Here is a 20096-nt window from a genome sequence, read left to right as displayed (position 1 = left end):
TGGGTCGCGGTGGCACGCCGGGAGTGTATCATCGGTTTGATTTCCCCAACCGCCAGTCCCGATGCGCAATCTCCTGTTGGTCGCCGCCGTCGCCTTGTCCACCACCGGGTGCGGCATCATCTACAAGCAACCCATCTATCAGGGCAACCTGATCCGGGAAGATGCCGTGGCCAAGCTGCAGGTCGGGCAGAGCAAGCAGCAGGTCACCGCGCTGCTGGGCACCCCGTCCATTCCCGACCCGTTCCACGCCCAGCGCTGGGACTACACCTCCAGCCAGCGCGTGAACCGCCTGGGCCGTACCGAGGTGAAGAACTTCGTCGTGTTCTTCGAGAATGACGCCGTGACCCGCTGGGAAGGCGATTACTTCCCGGGCAACGACAAGGCCCTGGCCCAGCAGACCGTGCGCCAGTTCGGCCGCAACCTGCCGAAGGACAAGAAGAAGAAGGGCCGCTGAGCCCCCTGCCCGTCCGCAAGGACGGGTTGCCGGGATCAACCGCCGAGCGCGCGACGCCGGCGGTTGTCCTTGGGATCGGCCAGCAGCGGGCGCAGCAGTTCGATGCGGTCACCCTCCAGCAGCACCTGCTGTGGGCGCGCCAGCACGCCATGCACGGCGGCCGCCGGGCAGTCGGCACTGCCTTCCAATGCAGCAGCGGCGATGGCGTCGGCCACGGTCGCCCCCTCTTCCAGCTGCACGCGGCGCGACAGCACCCGCTGCGGCCAGGCCAGTACCACCTCGACCTCGATCATCGATCAGGCCTCGTCGGCGACGCGGACGAAATCGTTGACCATGCGATCGGCCAGTCCCTGGAAGCCGATCGCCAGGGCCGGGCCGAGCAGGCGCGAGCTGGGTTCGAACTCCAGGGTCAGGGTCACCTTGCAGGCATCCTCGGCCAGCGCATGGAATTCCCAGCGGCCGTGCAGTTGCTTGAACGGGCCATCGCGTAGCTGCATATCAATGCAGTGCGGGCGCTGCAGGGTGTTTTCAGTCTGGAACCAGGTACTGAACGAGCCCAGGCCCAGGTCCAGGCGCGCCACCAGGCGGTCCTCGCCCTGCTCCAGGATCTGGGCAGCCGAGCACCAGCGGAAACGGCGCGGATAGGCCTGGACATCGTTGACCAGGTCGAACATGCGCGCGGCCGAATGTTCGACCAGGGCGCTGCGGCGGATAGTAGGCATGAATACAGGACGTTTCGGCAATCGACCGGGCGGGCCCGAATCGGAGACAATACGGAAATGAGCAAGAACAGCGGCAAGGATAAAGCAAAGAGCGCGACGGCCACCAAGACCATCGCGCTGAACAAGCGTGCCCGCCACGAGTACCACATCGAAGAGCGCTTCGAAGCCGGCCTGGCCCTGCAGGGCTGGGAGGTGAAGTCGATCCGCGCGGGCCGCGGCAACATCATCGACGCCTACGCCTATGTGAAGCATGGCGAAATCTACCTGATCGGCGCACAGATCACGCCGTTGATCCAGGCCTCCACCCATGTGGTGGCCGAGGACCGCCGCGAGCGCAAGCTGCTGCTGCACCGGAACGAGATCGACAAGCTGATCGGCAAGGTCGAGCGCGATGGCTACACGATCGTGCCCACCGCGATGTACTGGAGCAAGAACAAGATCAAGCTCGAGATCGCTTTGGCCAAGGGCAAGCAGACCCACGACAAGCGCGATGCCGCCAAGGACCGCGACTGGGCGATCGAGAAGCAGCGGGTGATGCGTCGCGGCAACCGCGACGCGTAAGGCTGTAGCGCCGAGCCATGCTCGGCTCGCTGGCTTTCTGTAGAGCCGAGCCATGCTCGGCTGCCCTGGCCTTCTGTAGAGCCGAGCCATGCTCGGCTCCCTGGCTTTCTGTAGAGCCGAGCCATGCTCGGCTGCCCTGGCCTTCTGTAGAGCCGAGCCATGCTCGGCTTCGGCGAAGAAGCAGTCGAGCATGGCTCGACTCTACAAAAGGCGGATCACCCCGCCAGCACGCCCTGCCCGCGCATGCGTGGTGCCAAGGCCGCGTGCATCACGGCCAGATGCATCACCACCGCCAGTTCCGGCGCATGACGATCATCGCCCGCGCGCCACTGCTGCGCCAGCTGGGCCGCATCGGCTGGCAACAGGGCCAGCAGCTGGGCGTCATCCAGCGAATCGGCCGCACCCTGCAACTGGCGCGCCAACTGTCGCGACTGCCAGACATGAACGCCTATGCTGAGACTGGCCAGTGACATCAGCACCACGGCCAGGCCGTGCTCGAACCACTGCGACAGGACCTCGGGCCCCCACAGCAGGGCCGCCATCACGGCCAGTGCCGGCAGGCGCCAGCCCAGCCAGTGGGTACGGCCGCGCTGCGGCCAATGCACCACCACCGCACTGGCCACCAGTGCCGCCGCCGCCGTGGCCGGCAACTCGGTCAGCCAGGTGGCCGCCAGCAGCACGCCCAGCACGGCCCAGACCCAGCCGGGGGGCAAGGCCCGCCGCTGGAAGTCGGCCCCGACGGGTCCGACCAGCTGTCGCAGGCTGCGTTGTTGGCTTGCCTCGGTCACCCACAGTCTCCGTGTCTGTCCTGGCTCGGATGGTCGTCTTCAGTGTGTCGCAAATTCGTGCCAATGAAGTTACCAATCCGCTATGACCCATGCAGTGCAACGTATTGAAGATTGACAACGCTGCGCACGCATCGCCAACCCCAGCGCCAGGACTGGGCGCCGGATCATCTCAGGCGGGAAGCGGGAGGCTGCGCCATGATGGGCGGCTCCAGGCAATCTTCATGCACGGGGCCCGCCGGCACGCCGCAGACATGTTCTCCGACAAACCGGCGGTACTCCCGGCTGCCATCCCCAGGCTGATCCAGCCCGGGAACCTTCAGCAGGGCCAGCCCCCGCGCCTGGGCAATCAGCTCCGCAGCCTTCACCATCGCCGTGGACCTGCCACCGAAGAAGGCGATGCGCGATTCGCGCGAGTGCTCGGAGAACGTGTTGATCAGGTCCACCAGCGACCGCCCCAGCCCGGTGACATTCACCACCAGCAGGCTGTAGTGCCGCCATTCCACCAATGTCGCCGCACTGCAGGCGTCACTGACCATTTCAACGCAGACCCGCGCATCGATCGACAGGCGCGACTCCATCGCAAGCCGCTCCATCGTTCGATCACCCACCAGCAGGACCCTGATCGAGGCCATCACTTGCTCCTTCCCTATGCGTGCCCCCAGCCAAAAGCGGGGCTCCGGTGAAGGAGAAAATGGTAGGCACGCGCATGCCGGCACCCAATAAGACAACCCCGAAAACGCCGGTGGTTGCAGGTAATCCAGGCCTTGCAGCAGGGTGCCGCACACCAGAATCGTAATGGTCTCATGCGGGCCAGCGTGCTCACCGCCTTATTCTCGCCACCTCACAGGCGCGGCGTTCCTGCAGTGTCCGGAACCGCAACATGGAATGGATCGGGAGGCGGAGGCATGGCGTTTCATGGCGACCTGGACGGCATCGACCTGGAAGACATCATTGCGCTGGTTGGCGATCGGTCGGGCGTGCTTTCGCTCGGCCCGGTCCAGGGAAAGACCCTGAACCTGCATGTGGCCGCGGGATTGGTCGCCTCGTTCTCCATCGAGCAGAAAATCGAGGGCAGGCACCGGATCCTCAAGCTGGCCCGGTGGTTCTCCAGGCATCGCTGCAGTTTCAGTTTCGAACAGAAGCCGATCTACGCGACACAGGCCCTGCATCTGGACCTGCTGCAGCTGTTTCCGCGCCGACAGCCGACCGTTTCAGCGACAGACCCGGCGACGGGCCCGCTATCCGATCCGGACACGGTGTTCATGCTGATCAAGGCCAAGAAGGCCGCGCTTCCACTGGAGCTTCAGCGTTTCCTGGACCGGGTCGCGCCGATGCTGGAAAAGGGTGCCAGTGCGCACGACATCGCACGCCGCACGCAGATGCCGCTGCAGAATGTGCAGCTCGCACTGCACGGCCTGAAACAGGCCAGAAAAGCGTGGCCGGCGTTCGTCGGCGCAACGCCACCGGCGCGCCCCGCCGGACATGGCGTGCTCTCGTGGCTGCTGCGCCCCCGTGCTGCGCGCGCTGCATCGGGGTGAACGGTTGCAGGGTTCGGGCTCCCAGACCAACGCCACTGCCAGGACCGTGGTGGTGGCGGACGAACATGCCGTATTCGTGCTCGGCATGGTGAGCTCGCTGCGGATGCTTCCGCAGGTTGCGGTGACCGGCCAGACCACCCGACGCGCGGTATTGCTGGAACTGGTGGAACAGCAGCAGCCCGACATGGTCATCACCGGTTACACGCTGCAGGTGGAGGGCGGCACGCCACCCAGCCGCGCACCGATCGCAGACATCGGCCGGTTGTCGCCGAGCACCCGCATCATCGTTATTACTTCGCAGCCGAGCGACGCGCTGCACCGGCGCATTCTGCGTGCGGGCGCCCACCTTGTGCAGGACAAGACCTGCCCCATCAACACCCTGATCCGGGGCGTGATCGACACGCTCAAGGGCGGCGCTGCCACGGCTGGCGGCAACCAGCGTCCGGTGATCGTCGGCACCAGCGCCTTGTCCGCCTGCGAACAACAGGTCCTTCGACTTTATCTTTCCGGCATGAACGTCACCGCCATCGCGACGCGGTTGCAGCGGAGCAAGAAGACCATCAGCGCGCAGAAGATCAGCGCCATGAAAAAGCTCGGGGTGTCGAGCAACCAGGAGCTGGTCCTTCTGGCGACGAGCTTTCCCCTGCCCGAATGGCCGGAGGGTGGTGGGTTCTGAGCTGGGCCTCGCCATCCATCGGATGTGGACTCAGCGCTGCGAAGGAGCATTCAGCCGCTCCCACACGCCAGACGCGGCTGCTCAGGGAGATGCCGTACCGATGGCTCGGATGTTCCGCTCACTGCTGCGGTGGGCGGCGGCGCTACATTGGCAGTCGCCACCATAAGCGCTTCCAGCAACTTCATTCCCCCAGTTCCTGCACCCTTTCAACCAGAGAAGTCCCAGCGAGAATCGTTGTCACAGAATTCATCCGATGTCGCGCATGCCTGCCCTGCTTGGCATATGGTAAAGGCAGTGTTCTCCACCTCAAGTGCTCTAGTACTGGGGCCCAGGAGGCCACTGGTTTCCAGCGCACATTGCTCCACTGATACACCAGATCGACCAGAGGAAAAGTATGGACACTGCAGAAGCAACGAAGTCTTCGAATCCGTTTGGGAAAGCCTTGATCGCCCTCGCCATTCTTATTGCGGCCACGCCTGGCTTGGCAATCGCCAATCAGATTGCCAGTGATAAATCTGCGATTCACGAACGACAGCTTGAATCTTCAGATGGAAAGAAATGGATTGTTCGAACCATCCCATCGTCTGATTTCAACGGAGGACAGGTGATGGTCGAGCAACGCTTGTTCAGAGATGGAAAGGGCGGACTTGTCTATCGCTTTGACGACCAGAGCCAAGCAACCAAGACTTATCACCAGGCGCTGTGTGAAGCGAAAGATTCTGTTCCATCACGGGGCGCAACCACAATTTCCGGGGAGGCGGTGTGGAGTTGGTCCTGCACAAGCAGCAAGGCTGGCGCGCCTTCTTCCAGCAGCACTCCGATCTCCGCGAGGAGTTCGGACTACCTGTTCGCTGTTGCTCCAGACGGAAACTATCCCGTAGGAAGCAATTTCACTTCCTCTGGTGCCATTGCTTTCAAGAGCGTAGTTGCGGGAGACATGAAGGCAACGCTCTCCATCGATGATGGAAGGTGCACGACGTCAGTGTCTGAACCATACAGTAACCCCTTCGAAGGCTCGCACGTGGCGCAGCTGGCGTGTCTGATCAGTGATGCCCGGACCGTGAACACATCGATGGAAGGGTGCATACCACAACGATGCGCTACGGGCAGAGGCTCCCTCAATCCTCTGTAATCTTCCCTGGCCACGTCCAGAATCGCTTTGCGTTGCCCATGCGCTCTGTGCGCTGCGGGGAACGGGCCTGCCGTAGCGATGCCGCACCGCTCACACTGGAGAGGCGCGGCGCTGCAGAGACTGGACGATCACCGCCAAGAAGCACGGCCGCTGGATCCCTTCAGTGGTCCCCGATGCCACCGCGAAGGCCTCAGCGGTCTGGAACCCGCTCACTGCCCCCTGCCTCGCAGCCTGCTGCTGGACGGCAGCGACGACTGAACGGTTCCGGCACCCGCTCTGGCCGCGCGTGACTGTTCAGGAAGATTGCCGTACCATCCACATCGTTAGGCGGGTTCTTGGTCAACATCTGGTCAACCAGGGGCCCACAAGCCTTGCAATACTTGAAGAAACCGGGGGTGCATTGTCCCCGTGACGCCATCGGCGCCGGTTTCCAAAACGCAGAAATAGTGAAGCCCATCAATGCCTTAGCTTGATGGGCTTTTTCGTTCATAACTGCCGCATGGTCAGGATTGGGCATGGATTGGCAGCAAGTTGCCAGCTTTTCTGCCAGCTTTTGATGCTGGCAGGGGTCAGTGCGTTCCTGCGGATTCTAGACGGCGCACTTCCTCGCCCAGGGCTGATTGCAACACTTCGAACAGATCAGCGGCCTCATCATAGAGCGCATCGGCAGTTGCCTTGTCCTTGGTAAGGACCCCTTTCCCCATCGCTTTTCTGAGCGCCTTGAGATGTGCTGCAACATCTCTCGAGTGAAGGCGCGCCTCAATGGGCAGGACAGATTGCAGAGCCAGTCGATACTCTTCGCTCACATCCCCAACCAGATCCACTCCCCACTTTTGAGTGGAGCGGTAGTTGGCCAAGTCTGCCAGATAGTGCTTTGCGTAGGCGCGCACCAGATTAAATGTGAGCGGCTGGAGAGCCAGAAGATTGGCAAGCTCCCTCTCTCTCAGGCGTTCGGACTGTTCCTCGCGATATGCCTCTTTTCGCAGTTCCCGATCTGCCTCAGTCTTTCGCAGGTCTTCCTGTTTTTTACCTTTGGCCCTGTATGCGTCCTCGGCCATCTTCAGCAAGAAGCCCAGAATCAGCGTGATGATTGGAAGCACGATCGGTGCCGCGCTCTGAAACCAGCCCGAATCTGCCTTGTCAGCACACCGCCCAATAGTCAGCATCAACTGCTCAATTTTCATCACACGCTCCCTGTCTGGGAGCACATCTTGCCTGAACGATTTGACGATTCGCGCAATTCTGCAAATCGGCGACGCAGGAGGGTCTATCCCATCCAGCCGAAGGGTGGATCGGTGTTCGCCTTGGCCAGCCTGTTTGCCCGCACGGCAACCCGCCAGGCGGTGATCTTGGCGACGTCTTCCCGCAATCGAGCTTGGTGCCTGGTGACCCAGAGCTCGGCGCCGGCGCGGCCCTGGTCGTAGCTGCTGCAGTGCCGCCACGGACCGCTGCCAGGACCATGCCGATGTCGATCGAGAGTTGCCACCCAGGTGCCATCGTCCACACGTTGGGACATGGACACGATCCAGACGCCCTCGCAGGCGATCACGGTGAGCGGATCGCCCGGCTTGCTGGCAGAGCGCGTAGTCCAGTAGAAGGAATCGGGAAGCGGCATGGCCGGCAGGATACGAATGGCGGTCGCAGTGGCTGCGATTGTGAGCACTCTATTGCCACGCCACCGTCGCTCCCCTCCTATGCAGCGAGCTGGTGCTCGTAGAAGGGGTGCCGCTTGTCGTCGAAGATCCGGTACAGCGCGGCCAGGTCGGCCGGATCCGGATTGAGCCAGGCGTCGACGTGCTCAGGCTTGATGTTGATGATCGTCCGATCATGGCCAGCCGCGGCGACTTCAGGCTCGGGATCGTCGGTGATCGCGGCAAAGGACAACAGGTCCGGCTCTTTCCCTGCGGGGTCCGTCCAGTGCGACCACAGGCAGGCCACCAGCATCGGTTCGCCGGTGCGCGGGGTGAACTGCACCACCTGGTTCTTGCCGTCTGGACCTTCCACGTTCTCGTAGAACGTCTCCACGACCATCAGCCCGTGGGTTTGGCCGAATGCCGGCGCCCAGAATTTCTCCAGGCTATCTCGGCGTGCGTTGTAGGTGCCCGGGAAGCGCTGGTCGTAGTTGGCCGGCTTCCCGGCCAGGCGGCACTGATAGCGCATGGGCTTGATGACCAGCTTGCCGCCCACGGAAATGATCACCGGGGCGTAGACCCCAGGGAAGATCCGGCTGTCGCGGTCCTTCGGTTCGGAGCGCTTGAGGTCGGCCAGCTTGGCCAGCGCGCGTTCGATCTTGTTGCCGGCGATCCGCACGTCCTCCCGCGCCTTCTTCGTCTCCTTCACCTGCAGCGCGCGCTCCGCGTCCGCCAGGCGTTTCCGGTTCGCGAACAGCTCCTGCTCCAGGATGGCCGCCTCGGCGCGGTTCCACTGTTCGATCTCGGCCCAAACCGCAAGCTCGGCCGGACTTGCGCCGGCGCGGAACGCGTCATCCATCGCCTTCGGCGTCTTCGGCCGCTTCTTCCCCGGGTCATGGGCGTAGAGAGCTGCGAACTCCTGAAGGGAGATCGTGGCGCCAGTCATGCGGACCAGCTTCTGATAGGCGGCGGTGATCTGGGCGGAGTAGCACATGGCCGGATTACAGCACGCCGGCCTTACGGCGCCGTGAGCGCCCGGCACAGCAGAAGGGGCCGCCGTGGCGGCCCCATGGCCCTTAGAGGTCCGGCAGGCCCAGGCGCCTCCGCAGCGCCGCCACGAGCACGATCGAGGTCCGCACCAGCGCGTGCTGGTCGCGGGTCAGCTGGTCGTACATCTCCAGCAACTCCGGGGGGATCTGCCCCACCCGGCCTGCCTTGAAGGCCTCCATCGAGACCACCTGAGCCTTATGGCGCTCATCTTCCATGCCCTTCTCCAGCGTCTGGCGGCGAGAGTGCCGCCCCCGCGATGCCTTGGGCCCCACCTCCAAGCCTGTTGCAGGGGAAAGAAAACCAGCACCACTGTCCATGGGCTGGCCGTTCTCCTGCTTTCCTTCTCCAATGGCCACCAGCTGCGAGTCCTTCTTGTCCATCGGTTACTGACCCCTGTATCGGTAACGCCGGCACCAGCGCCGGCGTCTTCACATTGCTTTCATCCGGTAAGGCCCGATGGGGTTACAGCGTTCCAGCAATTACTCCGTCACGGCTTTGTTCAGTCGCGCGGCCAGCTTGGGATTGAGCACGATGCCGGCCTCAGCCCTGGCGCTGTAGCGGGCACGGTTCTTGATGGACTGCTGCAGACCGCTCGAGGTGATCGCCAGCTCCGAATTGGCCTTGTTGAAGGCGCCGATCTTGCTGAGCACCGAAGCCCGGTCGCTGGCGTCGCCGTTGCGCAGGGCCATGGCGAAGGCGTTCACCAGCGACTTGCGGCGGTCGAGGATGTGCTGCTCGTAGTTCTTCAGCGCGCGGGTGGTCTCGTACTGCCTGGACACCTTCTCCGGGGCGAAGCCGTTGGCCTGCAGCAGGATCTCCCAGGGCGACAGGTCCGCGACGACCGGATCGCCGCGCAGGGTGTTGACGCCCTGGGTGGCGTAACGGCCAGCCTTGATCATGTCCTTGAGCCCCTTGGGCAGCATGGTCTCCACGCCGCGCATGATGTGGCCCTCGTCGACCTGCTGCTTGCCAACCAGCACGTTCTTCAGGACCCCGCCCATTGGCCCTGCGGCCTGCTCGAGCAGGTTGTTGAACATGCCGCGGCCGTCGAGCTCGCGATCGGCGTCGCGGATCCACAGGCTGTCCAGGCCGACACGGCCGGAAATGTTGGCCCCGGTCAGCTTGTCGGCCGGCCCGTGCAGCAGCAGATCCGCCCCGCCCTGCCCCAGCATGCCGGTGAGGAAAGCGCGCAGCTCGGTCTCTGCATCCCACGGCTCGTCGTCATCCCCGAAGGTGGCCTGGATGCCATTGAGCGCCCCCATGATCATGCCCATCATCGGCAGGCCCATGGCGCCGGAGAACAGTGCGCTCATGCCCAGCAGGCCGGTCAGGTTGCGACGTGCCACCCGGCGCACCTCGGGGTCCTGCCCCTTGGTGGCCTGCCACACCATCCGCCCGAGCGCCCAGGTCATGTTCAAGCTGTACTGCCGGAACATCAGCAGCACCTTGGCGGTACCGCTCTGCATGAAGCGGGCGCGGTTGGCGTTGCTGTAGTCGAAGTGGGTGTCGAAGATGGCGTCCCGGGCGAACTTCACCGCCTCGTCGAATGACTTGCCGTCGGCACGGGCCAGGCGGTAGGCGGCCATGCCGGTCGCCTCGCGGTTGACCACCTCGGTCTTGTGGAAGCCCCAGCCGATGATCTCCATGGCCTTGCTCCAGGCTGGGTTGTAGCCCGTCATGCCACCTTCGGCGATGCCGGCGAGATTGTGGGCCTGCGTCTTCTCGATGGCACCGGAGGCTTCAAGCGCCTGGTAGGCGCGGAGCTCGTCGGGGTCGGTCAGCGTCCTCTGGATGTTGCCCACGGTGCGCACAGCGTCGCGGCTGGCGGCCAGCAGGTAGTTCATGGCCTTGACCCCGCCGTGCCGTGCGGCCAGGTAGGGGTAGCTGACCAGGGCGGTCTGGGTCACGTTCACCAGCGCCGCCGCCGGCGTGGCGCCCAGGTAGTAGGTAAAGCCGAACGACGAGATCAGGTTGGTCAGCGCCGAGTCGGTCGGATTCATGATCCATTCGTGCCGCTTGCCAAGCTCTTCCAGGAGGGCGTCGCCCGCCACGATCTTTCGCGTGTCGACGCTGGGGGTTGCCTGAATCTTCTTCTGCGCGTCCTTCAGGTCGGTCAGCACCCCCTGCAGCTTGTGGGCGTATCGCAGTCGGGCGAGCTGGTGCGACCCGTGCTGCATGTTGTAGGCGAAGGCACGCACGGCATCAGGGTCGAAGCCAGGCACCGACTTGCGGTGGATCTGGTGCTTGCGCATCGACAGCTCCGGCATGGTCTGCAGATACAGCTGGTACACCTGGTCCTGGACCGCGTCGGATACATGCGCCGTCCGCAGCTGGTCGATCACGTCGGCAACGAAGGAACCGCTCGGTGCGTCCGTCGCCTTGCCCTTCGTCTTCATACCTCGGGCGGTAATAGCCCACTCCCTGCGCTCCAGGTCCTTTACAGCTCGATCCAGCTCGTTCTGCGATTCGAACATCAGGAAGGTGTTGGTCCCGTCCTTCTCCGCCGCAACGAAGAACTTGCCGAAGCGCTGCAGGGGGAAGTAGACGCCCTGCAGGCGTGCGGATTCGAACTGTTCGCGAACCTTGTGCACCAACATGCGGCGACTGCTATCGCTTAGGGCCGTTCCTCCCACCATGTCGCCGCCCTTCAGGTCCTCAATGCGTTGGACCAAGGCCTCCTCCACCGCGTCGGACCTGGCTCGATAGGCATCACGGAACTGGCTGTAGAACCTCCGCGCTTCGGGTGACAGCTGTGACCACTGCTCAACCAACGGAGCGTACTGCCGTTGCCGCCGTGGCTCTGCCTTCAGCATGGCCTTCAGCGCCTTGACCTCGTTCATGATGTTCGCCTTGGTGTCGCCGCTGCGCTCCCGCATCTGCTGCTGTTTCACCTTGATGGCGTGCAACACGTTCTTACGGTTGACCACCTGCAGGCCCTTCTCGCCGGGCATCCGGAACTGCAGGGGCTGGTACTCGCGCGACGGATCTACACCGTCCATGGTGGCCTGGTGCATGAGGTCGAACAGACGCCGGCTTTCCGCCTTGTTCTTGCTTGCCCACTGGCGCGCCGCCTCGGCGATCGTGTCGGCCTCCGCCTGCAGCTTGTTCCGATCGGCCTGCATTTCGGCCAGGTAGTCCGAATAGCGATCGATGGTCGGGAAATAGTCGCGTCCCAGCTCCGTCAGGTGCCGGGTGGCCAGCGCACCGAGCCAGGTGGGCCGCAACGTGTCTTTCACCTTGCTCAGGCTGAGGTCTTTCAGCTTCTGCCGGGCACGCGCCAGTACGTCGTCGCCCTGGATGCCCTGCTGGATCGCATCAATGTCCGCGAGCGCGTCTGCCGGCGGCATGCTGAAGAGACGGCCGCGCGCGGCCCGAGTCACCTCGGCGCCGTTGGGCAGCACCACGCTCCAGGTACGCGGCCCACTCTCAACCGGATCGGCCAGCACCTGGCCACCGGTGCGCTCGGCCTCAGCGCGCGCGGCACCAAGGGTCAGGAAGTCGGCCGGCCGGCCGCGCTCGTCGGCGAGGTACCACTGATCGTCGCGGCGGAGAAATCGACCACCGTTCTGCTCGAGGAAGGCCTCGCCGCGGCCGTCGATCTGCGGCTGTGCGAACGAGTAGGACCGCACCATTTCCCGCTGCGCCTGGGCCGACATGCCGGCACGCAGGAAGCTGTCAGCCTGGCTCAACAGGTCCCGAACCTCGGTCTCGGACCACTTCAGCGACGGCATGACGCGGCGCAGGAAGCGGCGGACCGCGGCGGCGACGCGGCTGGTGAAGCTGTTGCGGATCCCCCGCTCCGCCATGACGGCGATCGCTTCCTTGGCGAAGGTCTCGCGATCGACGGTGCCGTAGCGCTTGGTCACATCCGCCAGCACCGCCTTCATCGCAGCGGTGCCGGTGCCGTCGGCGGCCAGCTTGTCGATCGCGTCAACGATCTGGGTCCAGTCCTTGGCACCGACAACGGACTCAACGCCGTAGTGCCCGATTGCCTCGTGGGCCAGCACCTGCGCGAAGCGCTGCTCGGTGGCGATGTTGCCGGCGTTGATCCAGACCGTGGGCCGACCGTCGTACATACCCTCGGCGCGGCGATAGCCCGGATCCACCTTGGCGCTGGCAGGGAAATCCTCAGCCGAGCGCACCACGACCACGCTGGGCGCGTTTTCGCCCCAATGCTGGGTCAGGTCGGTTTTGAGCTGCAGCGCGCGGTCGAAGTCCAGGCCGCCGCTGGCGGCAGGAGCTGCGGATCGGTTTACCCGCCCGCCGGGCCCAGGTGCTTCAGCTCCGGATCCTTGGCCAGCTGCTCCTTCGCCCACTGGCCGGAGGCCCGGTACTCGGCCTGCAGCGACTCGATCTCGGAGGGCGTCAGCATCGAGACGTCCCTTGTCGAGGGTGAGGATGGAGCGCGCTTCGGATTCGGTGAGGCCTTCGAAGCCGTAGCCGAACTGGTCGCGCCACCAAGGTTCGATTGATCCGAAACGTTCACGGACGTCGGCCAGGCTCTGGGAGTTGAGGGCGATTTTCCGCGAATAGTCCTTGCCGGTCAAAGCCGTGGCCAGCACCACCTTGCCGCCGTTGTCCTCGATGTGGGTCTTCAGCTGGGCCAGGGTACCTCCCTGGGTCAGCGTGTCATCGATCAGGACGTAGTCGCGGCCCTTCTCCACCTTGCCGGTGAACGGGGGCTGGTTGGCCAGCCGGTGCAGGGCATCCCCGGCACTACGATTGACCTTGGCGGCCTGGACGATGTCTTCGGACACCTGCAGTCCCAGGCGCTGGGCCAGCACCTCGGCGGCCATGCGCGGGATGCGGTTGTTACCTGTGGCTTCCTGGGACTGCACGGCCACCACCAGGGGCTTGCTGCCCTCCGGCAGCGCAGCACGCACGTCCTGGACAAACTCCGGGGTGATGACGTCGCGCGCCACGCGCAGCGCCGCGGTGTCGTCGCCGGCTTTGGCTGCAGCGTAATCCGCGTGCGCGCTCAGGCGGCCGGGACGGTGAGCCGTCACGACGTCGGGGAAGTCGGCCTCCCAGCCACGGCGGGAGAAGAGCCGGACACCACCGGTCGGGCTCTCTTCGTGCTTGACCTCAGCGAAGAAGCGGTCGAAGGCGGCATTCATTGCCTGGCGCTCGGCGCCGCCGGGGAACGGCCGAGCGAGCTCGGTACCGACCGGCACCGCGAAGCGCGGGTCCGAACCGAAGGACATGAAAGCGCTGGCCCGGCCGGCATCCTGCAGGCGGTCCTCGACGTAGGAACTGAAGGCACGTGCCAGGAGCTCGTGCGGCGCGGTCCAGTAGTTGCCCACGCGGCCATCGTCCAGCTTTCGGGCCTCGGTCATGAACGAGGTCGGCACGTTCTTGGTCTTCGCCTCGCCGGCGTCTGCCGACTGCCACAGCTCCACCCGGCGCTGATACATGCCCATCGCATCGCGCAATCGATCCAGCGAGCCGGTGCGCTCGGAGTTGAAGCCGGTACGGTTGGTAACGGCTTTCAAGACACCGTCGAGCGCGTCCAGTTCTTCGTTGGTGAACCGGACGCCGCCGCCCTTGGTCGGCTTGGCATCGGTGATGAACGTCTCACCGTTGAGCAACCGATCTGCCGCTGCGTCGAACGCAGCCAGCTCCGGCTGCGTGGCCGGCCGCTTCCGCGATCCCCACGCCCGCTCCTTCTCGATGTGGGCCCGCAGGTCGCCCAGTTGCTTCTGCACCTGGTCACGGGCTTTGCCCAGGAAAGATTCGGCGCGCGCCGTGTCTTCGACATACTGCTCGGCACGGGTTCGCATGGTGTCCATCAGCTCCTGGAACGCCGCACGCAGCTCCGGACGCACGTTCCCCCGGAATCGGCTGGCATTGCTCAGGTAGTCGTCAACACCCGACGCCTTCATGACCTTGTCGCCGCGACTGTTGGTGATCTGTTCCGACCCCCGGCCGTCCTGCCGGCCGAGGTAGTGGTCCAGGGCGTGCATCCACTCGTGGGCCAGCGACCCGGCACCCTTGAGCTTGGTCAGGTTGATCACCGCATAGTCCCGCTCGTAGTGCGCGCGGGCACCGCTGAGGCCGTGGCCACGTGCACCGAACGCCAGGCCGATCTGGCCGTCCAGGCTCATCGCGCGCGGGGGCAGGTTCAGCAGCTCGGACAGGTCGACCAGCGCGTCGAAGGCGTGATTCATCACCTCCTGGCGCTCGTCCTGGTTGTTCCACTTGCCGAACTCAACGCCTCGGAATCCGAAGGTGTCCATGAACTGCTGGCCCTGGACATCGCCCTCGCGCCGCGCCTCACCAATGCGCATGACCTTGTCCGGCCGCGGCAGAGCGTCCTCCCCCACGGTGGTCTTGGTGTCGATCAGTGCTGGCGCGTTCTCGGCCATGTACTGCAGCGCCGCCGCGCGGGTGTCGAACCCGTCCTTGAGATAGACGCGCTTGCGGTCGGTGACGTCGCGCGCGATCGCCCAGTTGCCGGGCTCACGCTCCACGGCGCGGTGATTGCGAGCCAGCTCGACCATCGGGATTGCCGCGTCGGCCTCGGCCTGGCTGGCAAAGGTCTGCCGGCTGGCCAGCGGGTTACCCAAGCGACCCTTTTTCGCCTTGAACAGGCGCCAGGTTCCCGGGTTGCGCGTGTCTTCCATCGCGACGTACTTCTTTGACCAGGCTGCACCGGTGTTCTGGTCACCGTCGGGGTCTGCCCGACGCTGCGGCCGCGAACCAGTCGGCTTGGCCAGGTCCTTGCGCGCACCGCCCAGCTTCTCACCCAGGTCTTCGATCACCGCCGGACCAGCGGCCCCCTTCTGCGGCAGCGCAGGCACAGCGTCGGCCGCTGCGGTGCTGTCCTGTGCGGGGGCGGCAGCCTTGCGCGCCTTCGCGATCGGCTTGCCGAGCACTTGCTCGAGGTCGTTCGGCGACGGGGTGGTGCTGTGCCAGCGCGGCTTCTCGCCAGACAGTGGGTTGCCGGCGGAATCGACCTGCTGAACTTTCACCTGCCAGCGCTGATCCTTCTCCGGCGGTCGAAACTCGATCACTCGATCCCGGGTGTTGCCATAGGCTTTCACGACGCGCCCGGGCGTGAAGTAGGCGCCGAGCGTGCCAATGTCGCCGCGGTCGTACTGCGGAGAACCACCGATGCGTCGCACCTTGGGCGTATAGGCCGGGGGCTGGTCGGTCGTTGCCGGCGCTGCAGCTGCTGCAGCTGCAGGTTCACTTTCGATCTTGGCCAACCCACCACCGGTTTCCGACGGCGCACCGACGCTTTCGGCTGCTGTGCTTACGCCCTGCCCCGTTCCACCTGCGGGCGCAGCGGCCTGCGGCGTCGGCGCGGGCTCCGCTTCCGCCTGCTGGGCCCGGGTGACGCGGCGCGTGGTCTTCTTCGGATCGCGCACCCAGGCCTTGAACTGCTCCTGTGACATTTCCTTGATGCCGCCCAAGCCCGTCCAGCCCTTCGAGTAGTTGGCCAGGTAGGTCTCTCGGGCTTCCTGCTCCGACGCGGTGCCCATGATGACCTTGTGCTCATCGAAGGAGCCGTCCTTGTTGACCTGGTCGACCACGTACACCGGCAGCGCCGGATCCTCAGCGCGGTCGGTCATGAAGACGTCGACGTGGTCCTTGTCCTTGCCGACGGTGCCCTTGAAGTAGCCGTAGTGGTTCTTCAGCGCGGGCCAGCGCGGATCCCGCTGGCTGCCGGCGGGGTTCTCGATGCTGATGTCGTGTCCGTTGATGCGGACGTGACCCTTCTTGTAGTTGCCGGCTTCCTTCTGTGCATCCGTGGGCGCAGGCAGATCGTTCTGCGGGTTCGTCGCCGCCTCAGCAGCCGCGGTAGCCACCTTCGGCACCTCGGCCTGCGCGGGCACGTTGGTCTGGCCAGCGCTCGCCTCGGCCACGGACTGCTCCGGAGCGGTCCCGGCCACACTGGCTGTCTCCGTCGCGCCGGCTGCACGCGGCTCGGCGACCGGTGCGCGAGACGAACCGGTGTCCAACTGCGCAGCCGCATCACCGGGCGCGCGCTGCAATTCGCTGGCCAGTGGCTCCGGGGCGGATCGATTGGTTGGCGCGGCACCATCCAGCTGGAGATCTGCAGCCGGTGCAGCCTCCCTCAGCGACTGCTGCGCCGGCGATGCCGCGCCGGCGACTTCACTCGCTGCCAGGTTACCGGCATCGGCGGGCGGCTCAGTGAGGCCACGCCGACGCTCGCCCTTTACCTCGTCCAGCAGCGGGCGCACACGGGCGCTGGGCAGGCCGTACTGATCACGCATGGAGCGCAGCAGGGTCGGCGTATTGATTCCGCCATGCGTCTCGACCTGGTACTGCAGGCCGCTGTGCAGCAGCTGCTTGATGTCCGTCGTGGTCGGCTCTCGAAGCGCTTCACCGGTCTGGGCATCGACCCACGGCGGCGCGACCGCAGGCGCCGGAGGCGCCGCGGCGGCCGGAACTTCCGGTGTTACCAGGGCCGCCTGGCCTTCCTGGGCTTGCGGGGCGACAGGTTCTGCCTGCGCTGCCGCAGCTGTTGCGGTATCCGCAGGCTCACTGGGCCGCCGGGCCTGGGAAACCAGGTTGGCGATGCCGGCGATCGAGTCGGGGGCTGCGTCAGGGAACGGTACCGTCGGCTGCGGCCGCGCAGCGACGCGAGTCCCGTCAAAGGGAGCGGACATGCCGCGGCCCTGCGGAAAGCGCATCTCAGGTTCGGCCATGACCTCCGGGCGGACCCTGCCAGGCGTGATAGTGCCGTCCGGTGCAGCAGTCATCACTTCCGGCGGCGGAAGCGCCAGCATCTGGGGGATCGGCGGCGGCGGCAGCGGAGGTGGCGTCGGCGTCGGCCGGCGTGCCAGGCGTTCCCGCTCCGCATCAGCTGCCACTGCGGCCTGGTTGTTACCGCGGCTGGCGATCGCGCCGCCGGCGGCCATGCCGCCACCGAGCAGGCCGCCGATCGCCGCACCGGTACCAGCCGCTTCAGGGACACCTTCCCACGCTGCCTGGGTCGGGTCGACCTGGCGCTGGCCTAGGTTGCCGGCCAGCTGCGAGCCGCCCTCCTGGATGCCTTCTTCCACAGTCTCGCGCGCGGCGCCGGCCAGCATCGCTTTTGGCTTGCGCGCCAGGCCCCGGGTGAAGACGTCGGCTTCAAACGGCGCCGCAATGCGGCCGGCGATCGCCGCGATCGGTGCGGTGATCGCCTGCGCTTCCATCGATGCGCCGCGCGCGATGGTTTCCTTGACCGTCTGCGGGTCACCGCCGGCGGCGACCATGCGCTTGTATTCCGGATTGGCATCCCAGACCGACTGCGGCTGCGCCATCGCCTGCTGGTAGGTCTGCTGGCCCGCCGATCCGGTCTCCATGATCGTCGTCATGCCGGTGGCAGCGGCAGTCGCCGCGCGATGACCAGCGGCGGTTGCTGCCGTTTCAGCGGCCTCGGTACCGAGACCCTTGGCCAACGCACCCGCCAAGGCCCGTTCGCCCGCCCGCGCAGCCGCAAGGCGCGTGCCGGCGCCCATCGCGGCAACGTTTGGCACCTGCTCGGCCAGGAAATTGCCGATCAGTCGCGGCGAGGACAGCACCTTGCCGGCACTGGCGAAGAAGCCCTTGGTGTCCTGCAGGTCCTGTTTTTCCTGCTTGAGCGCATCAGACTGGCTCTCGCCGAGGTAGTCGGTGGCCATCTGCGTTGCCTTCGACAAGCCCGCGCTATCCGAACCAGCCCGGCGCCCGCCGAAGACTTCGGATGGCGTGCCTGGTACCAGCGCGGCGGTCTCGGATGCGCCTTTGACCCCCAGCCTGTCCAGCGCGCGCAGGCCCTGCCGCACGATGTTGGTCGGCTCCATGGAGTTCCGCTGCTCCACGGCGCCACCGATGATGTTGGCGGCGCCGGAAGCAATGCCGAGCCCGGTGTCCTTGATCGCCTCACCCCAGGATCGCTCCGGGCGCTTGGCCACCTTCTGGAACGGATCGCCCTGCACGGGGGACAGCGTCGGTCGGCGTGCAACCTTGTCGGTGCCTGTGGGAGCTGGTGCTGCGGCTGCGCCGGCGCCAAAGGGATTCCCATCGACCTTTTCGAACGTTGCCATCAGAGATTCACCTTCGAGTAGCTTCCGTCGTTGTTCTGCACGTACCAGTTCCCGTCTGGCGCCTTACGCGCTCCCTCCACGGGCGGGGCCTCTTGCGGGCGCAGCCCCGCATACAGTGGATCCGCATCAAGCTGGGCCAGGGCGGCCGTCTTCGCGGCTTCGTCCATCGTGACGTTCCCGGAAATGGCGTTGAATCGATCGGTGTAGGACTTCAGGCGGTCGGCATCGGTGAGCTCCCCGGTCTGACGCGGCGCCTGCGCGGCGCGCACGTTCTGGCCGTCGGCGCCTGTTACCGCCCGCCAACTACCGTCGCCACCTACAACACCCATGCTGCCGTCGGCCGCCACCGAGATCTCCGGCCGGCGAGCAATGCGGGCGGTTTCCAGCGATGCCTGCCGGTTGGCGGCGTTGTCTTGCATCTGTGCGTTGAACTGACCGGCCTGCAGCGCGCGGTTGGCGTCGCCCTGTGCCGCGACCGCGTTGACCTGGCCAGCGGCAAGATCGGCCTCATCCTGGGTGCGGAGCGCAGATGCGCGCTCGGCCTGGCGCGCGCCGGCCTCGCCCAGGATTGCCTGTGCTACTGCGGCGCGGCCACTCGGGCTGCCTTTCAGGCTGGCGCTGCCCATTGCTCGGGTGAGCTTGTCCACCGTGGTGTCGGCGGGGTTCTCAATGATCCCGCCCTGGCGACCACGCTGCACGATCTGCGGCGTTGGCCGCGGAGCCACCAGCGTCGGCGCTGCAGGTGCAGCCGCAAGGGGGAACACCATGGGTGCCAGCGTGCCACCGGCCGGCGCGGCCGCAGCACCGCCGCTGGCTGCGATGGTTGCGGCGGAACCGGTGAACACCGAATTGCCGTTGGCATCCACGGTGCGAGTAATGCCCGCTGGCAACGTGGCAGTGCGGCCATCCTGTGTCGTGTAGGTGCTCGGCGCAGCTGCTGCGGGGGCGGTGGACGCCCGGGGCGCTGCGGCACCTGCAGCGCCCGCCAGGGGCGCCGTGGAACTCACGCTGGAACTGACCCCGGTGAAGTCTGCCCCGATCGACGGCCGCCCAGCCAGGCGCGAACCAGCGAGGCCTGCAGTCGAGTCAACGCTCGAGCTCACAGCGCCGAACGTCGGTTTCGGCTTCGCGGCACCGCCGAGCCTCGCCGGTGCGATGCGGCTGAGCGCGCTGGCGGCGCCACCAATCGGATTGAGCTGGCTGGGCGCCCTCAACGGCTGGCCCTGTTGTGGCGACGGCGCCGCGCCGACGGCTGCGCGGCCTGCATCACGCACGAAGCCGGCCGCTTCGCGTCCTGGCGCCGTCACCGCGTCGGCGACGGTACCCGCCGCGCGCAGGCCTGCGCCGGCGGCCTGCCGCGCCATCGTGGCGGTTCCTGCGACACCGCTGCGCAGCGCCGAGCCGAAGGCCGTGCCGGGGCTCGGCCGGGCGGCAATGCGGGGCTGCCCGGGTGCGACGCCGGCAGGGTTCAGTTCGTCTCGATCGTTGATGGCCATGCGATTCC

General features: G+C 65.8%; 15 protein-coding genes. 5 read left to right on the top strand and 10 right to left on the bottom strand.

All coding sequences use genetic code 11. The annotated features are described in order from the left end of the window. The first annotated feature begins 61 nt into the window (after positions 1-61). Complete coding sequence (locus B9Y64_RS15840; protein WP_014036847.1) at positions 62-454, top strand: outer membrane protein assembly factor BamE; 393 nt, start codon at positions 62-64, stop codon at positions 452-454. Positions 455-489: 35 nt separating this feature from the next. Here the strand turns inward: B9Y64_RS15840 and B9Y64_RS15835 are convergent, their stop codons facing one another. Further along, positions 490-747 (bottom strand): RnfH family protein, encoded by a 258-nt coding sequence (locus B9Y64_RS15835; protein ID WP_100441529.1) that lies wholly within the window; start codon positions 745-747, stop codon positions 490-492. A gap of 3 nt (positions 748-750) precedes the next feature. Beyond that, positions 751-1176: a type II toxin-antitoxin system RatA family toxin gene (locus B9Y64_RS15830; RefSeq protein WP_100441528.1), complete on the bottom strand. Its 426-nt coding sequence runs from the start codon at positions 1174-1176 to the stop codon at positions 751-753. 57 nt (positions 1177-1233) lie between these two features. Here B9Y64_RS15830 and smpB point away from each other — a divergent pair, with 57 nt between their 5' ends. Continuing rightward, positions 1234-1737 (top strand): SsrA-binding protein SmpB, encoded by a 504-nt coding sequence (gene smpB, locus B9Y64_RS15825; RefSeq protein WP_100441527.1) that lies wholly within the window; start codon positions 1234-1236, stop codon positions 1735-1737. A gap of 215 nt (positions 1738-1952) precedes the next feature. Here the strand turns inward: smpB and B9Y64_RS15820 are convergent, their stop codons facing one another. Together B9Y64_RS15820 and B9Y64_RS15815 are read right to left on the bottom strand one after the other, a co-directional pair. Then, positions 1953-2525: a hypothetical protein gene (locus B9Y64_RS15820; protein WP_100441526.1), complete on the bottom strand. Its 573-nt coding sequence runs from the start codon at positions 2523-2525 to the stop codon at positions 1953-1955. A 164-nt stretch (positions 2526-2689) separates the two neighbouring features. After that, positions 2690-3160 carry a hypothetical protein gene (locus tag B9Y64_RS15815; protein WP_157804533.1) on the bottom strand — a complete coding sequence of 157 codons (471 nt, stop codon included), beginning with the start codon at positions 3158-3160 and terminating at the stop codon, positions 2690-2692. Positions 3161-3430: 270 nt separating this feature from the next. On the opposite strand from B9Y64_RS15815, the gene B9Y64_RS15810 reads away from it, so the two are divergent. The 3 genes from B9Y64_RS15810 (at position 3431) to B9Y64_RS22010 (ending at position 5871) form a co-directional block, all read left to right on the top strand. Then, the gene (locus tag B9Y64_RS15810) at positions 3431-4063 is read left to right on the top strand and encodes a DUF4388 domain-containing protein (RefSeq protein WP_100441524.1); all 633 of its coding nucleotides are present in this window, start codon (positions 3431-3433) and stop codon (positions 4061-4063) included. Further along, positions 4038-4739 carry a response regulator transcription factor gene (locus tag B9Y64_RS15805; protein WP_162292378.1) on the top strand — a complete coding sequence of 234 codons (702 nt, stop codon included), beginning with the start codon at positions 4038-4040 and terminating at the stop codon, positions 4737-4739. The genes B9Y64_RS15810 and B9Y64_RS15805 overlap by 26 nt, the downstream gene beginning before the upstream one ends. Positions 4740-5133: 394 nt before the next feature. Next, positions 5134-5871, top strand: coding sequence for a hypothetical protein (locus tag B9Y64_RS22010; RefSeq protein WP_157804532.1), 738 nt, complete (start codon positions 5134-5136; stop codon positions 5869-5871). Positions 5872-6440: 569 nt separating this feature from the next. Here the strand turns inward: B9Y64_RS22010 and B9Y64_RS15800 are convergent. From B9Y64_RS15800 to B9Y64_RS15770, 6 genes are all read right to left on the bottom strand, one after another. Then, positions 6441-7055 (bottom strand): hypothetical protein, encoded by a 615-nt coding sequence (locus tag B9Y64_RS15800; RefSeq protein WP_100441522.1) that lies wholly within the window; start codon positions 7053-7055, stop codon positions 6441-6443. 83 nt (positions 7056-7138) lie between these two features. Further along, a complete protein-coding gene (locus B9Y64_RS15795) occupies positions 7139-7486 on the bottom strand; it encodes a hypothetical protein (RefSeq protein ID WP_238379918.1) in 348 nt (115 codons plus the stop codon). Positions 7487-7563: 77 nt separating this feature from the next. After that, a complete protein-coding gene (locus tag B9Y64_RS15790; protein ID WP_100441520.1) occupies positions 7564-8496 on the bottom strand; it encodes an SOS response-associated peptidase family protein in 933 nt (310 codons plus the stop codon). Between the two features lie 82 nt (positions 8497-8578). Further along, complete coding sequence (locus tag B9Y64_RS15785; RefSeq protein ID WP_049407711.1) at positions 8579-8932, bottom strand: hypothetical protein; 354 nt, start codon at positions 8930-8932, stop codon at positions 8579-8581. 99 nt (positions 8933-9031) lie between these two features. Then, complete coding sequence (locus tag B9Y64_RS22290) at positions 9032-18592, bottom strand: PLxRFG domain-containing protein (protein WP_238379917.1); 9561 nt, start codon at positions 18590-18592, stop codon at positions 9032-9034. Continuing rightward, positions 18592-20088, bottom strand: coding sequence for a hypothetical protein (locus B9Y64_RS15770; protein WP_100441519.1), 1497 nt, complete (start codon positions 20086-20088; stop codon positions 18592-18594). Before B9Y64_RS15770 ends, B9Y64_RS22290 begins: the two co-directional genes overlap by 1 nt. Between the last annotated feature and the right edge of the window lie 8 nt (positions 20089-20096).

Source organism: Stenotrophomonas maltophilia (assembly GCF_002799245.1).
Taxonomy (GTDB): Bacteria; Pseudomonadota; Gammaproteobacteria; order Xanthomonadales; family Xanthomonadaceae; genus Stenotrophomonas; species Stenotrophomonas maltophilia_S.
This window is presented reverse-complemented; position numbering and strand designations above follow the sequence as displayed.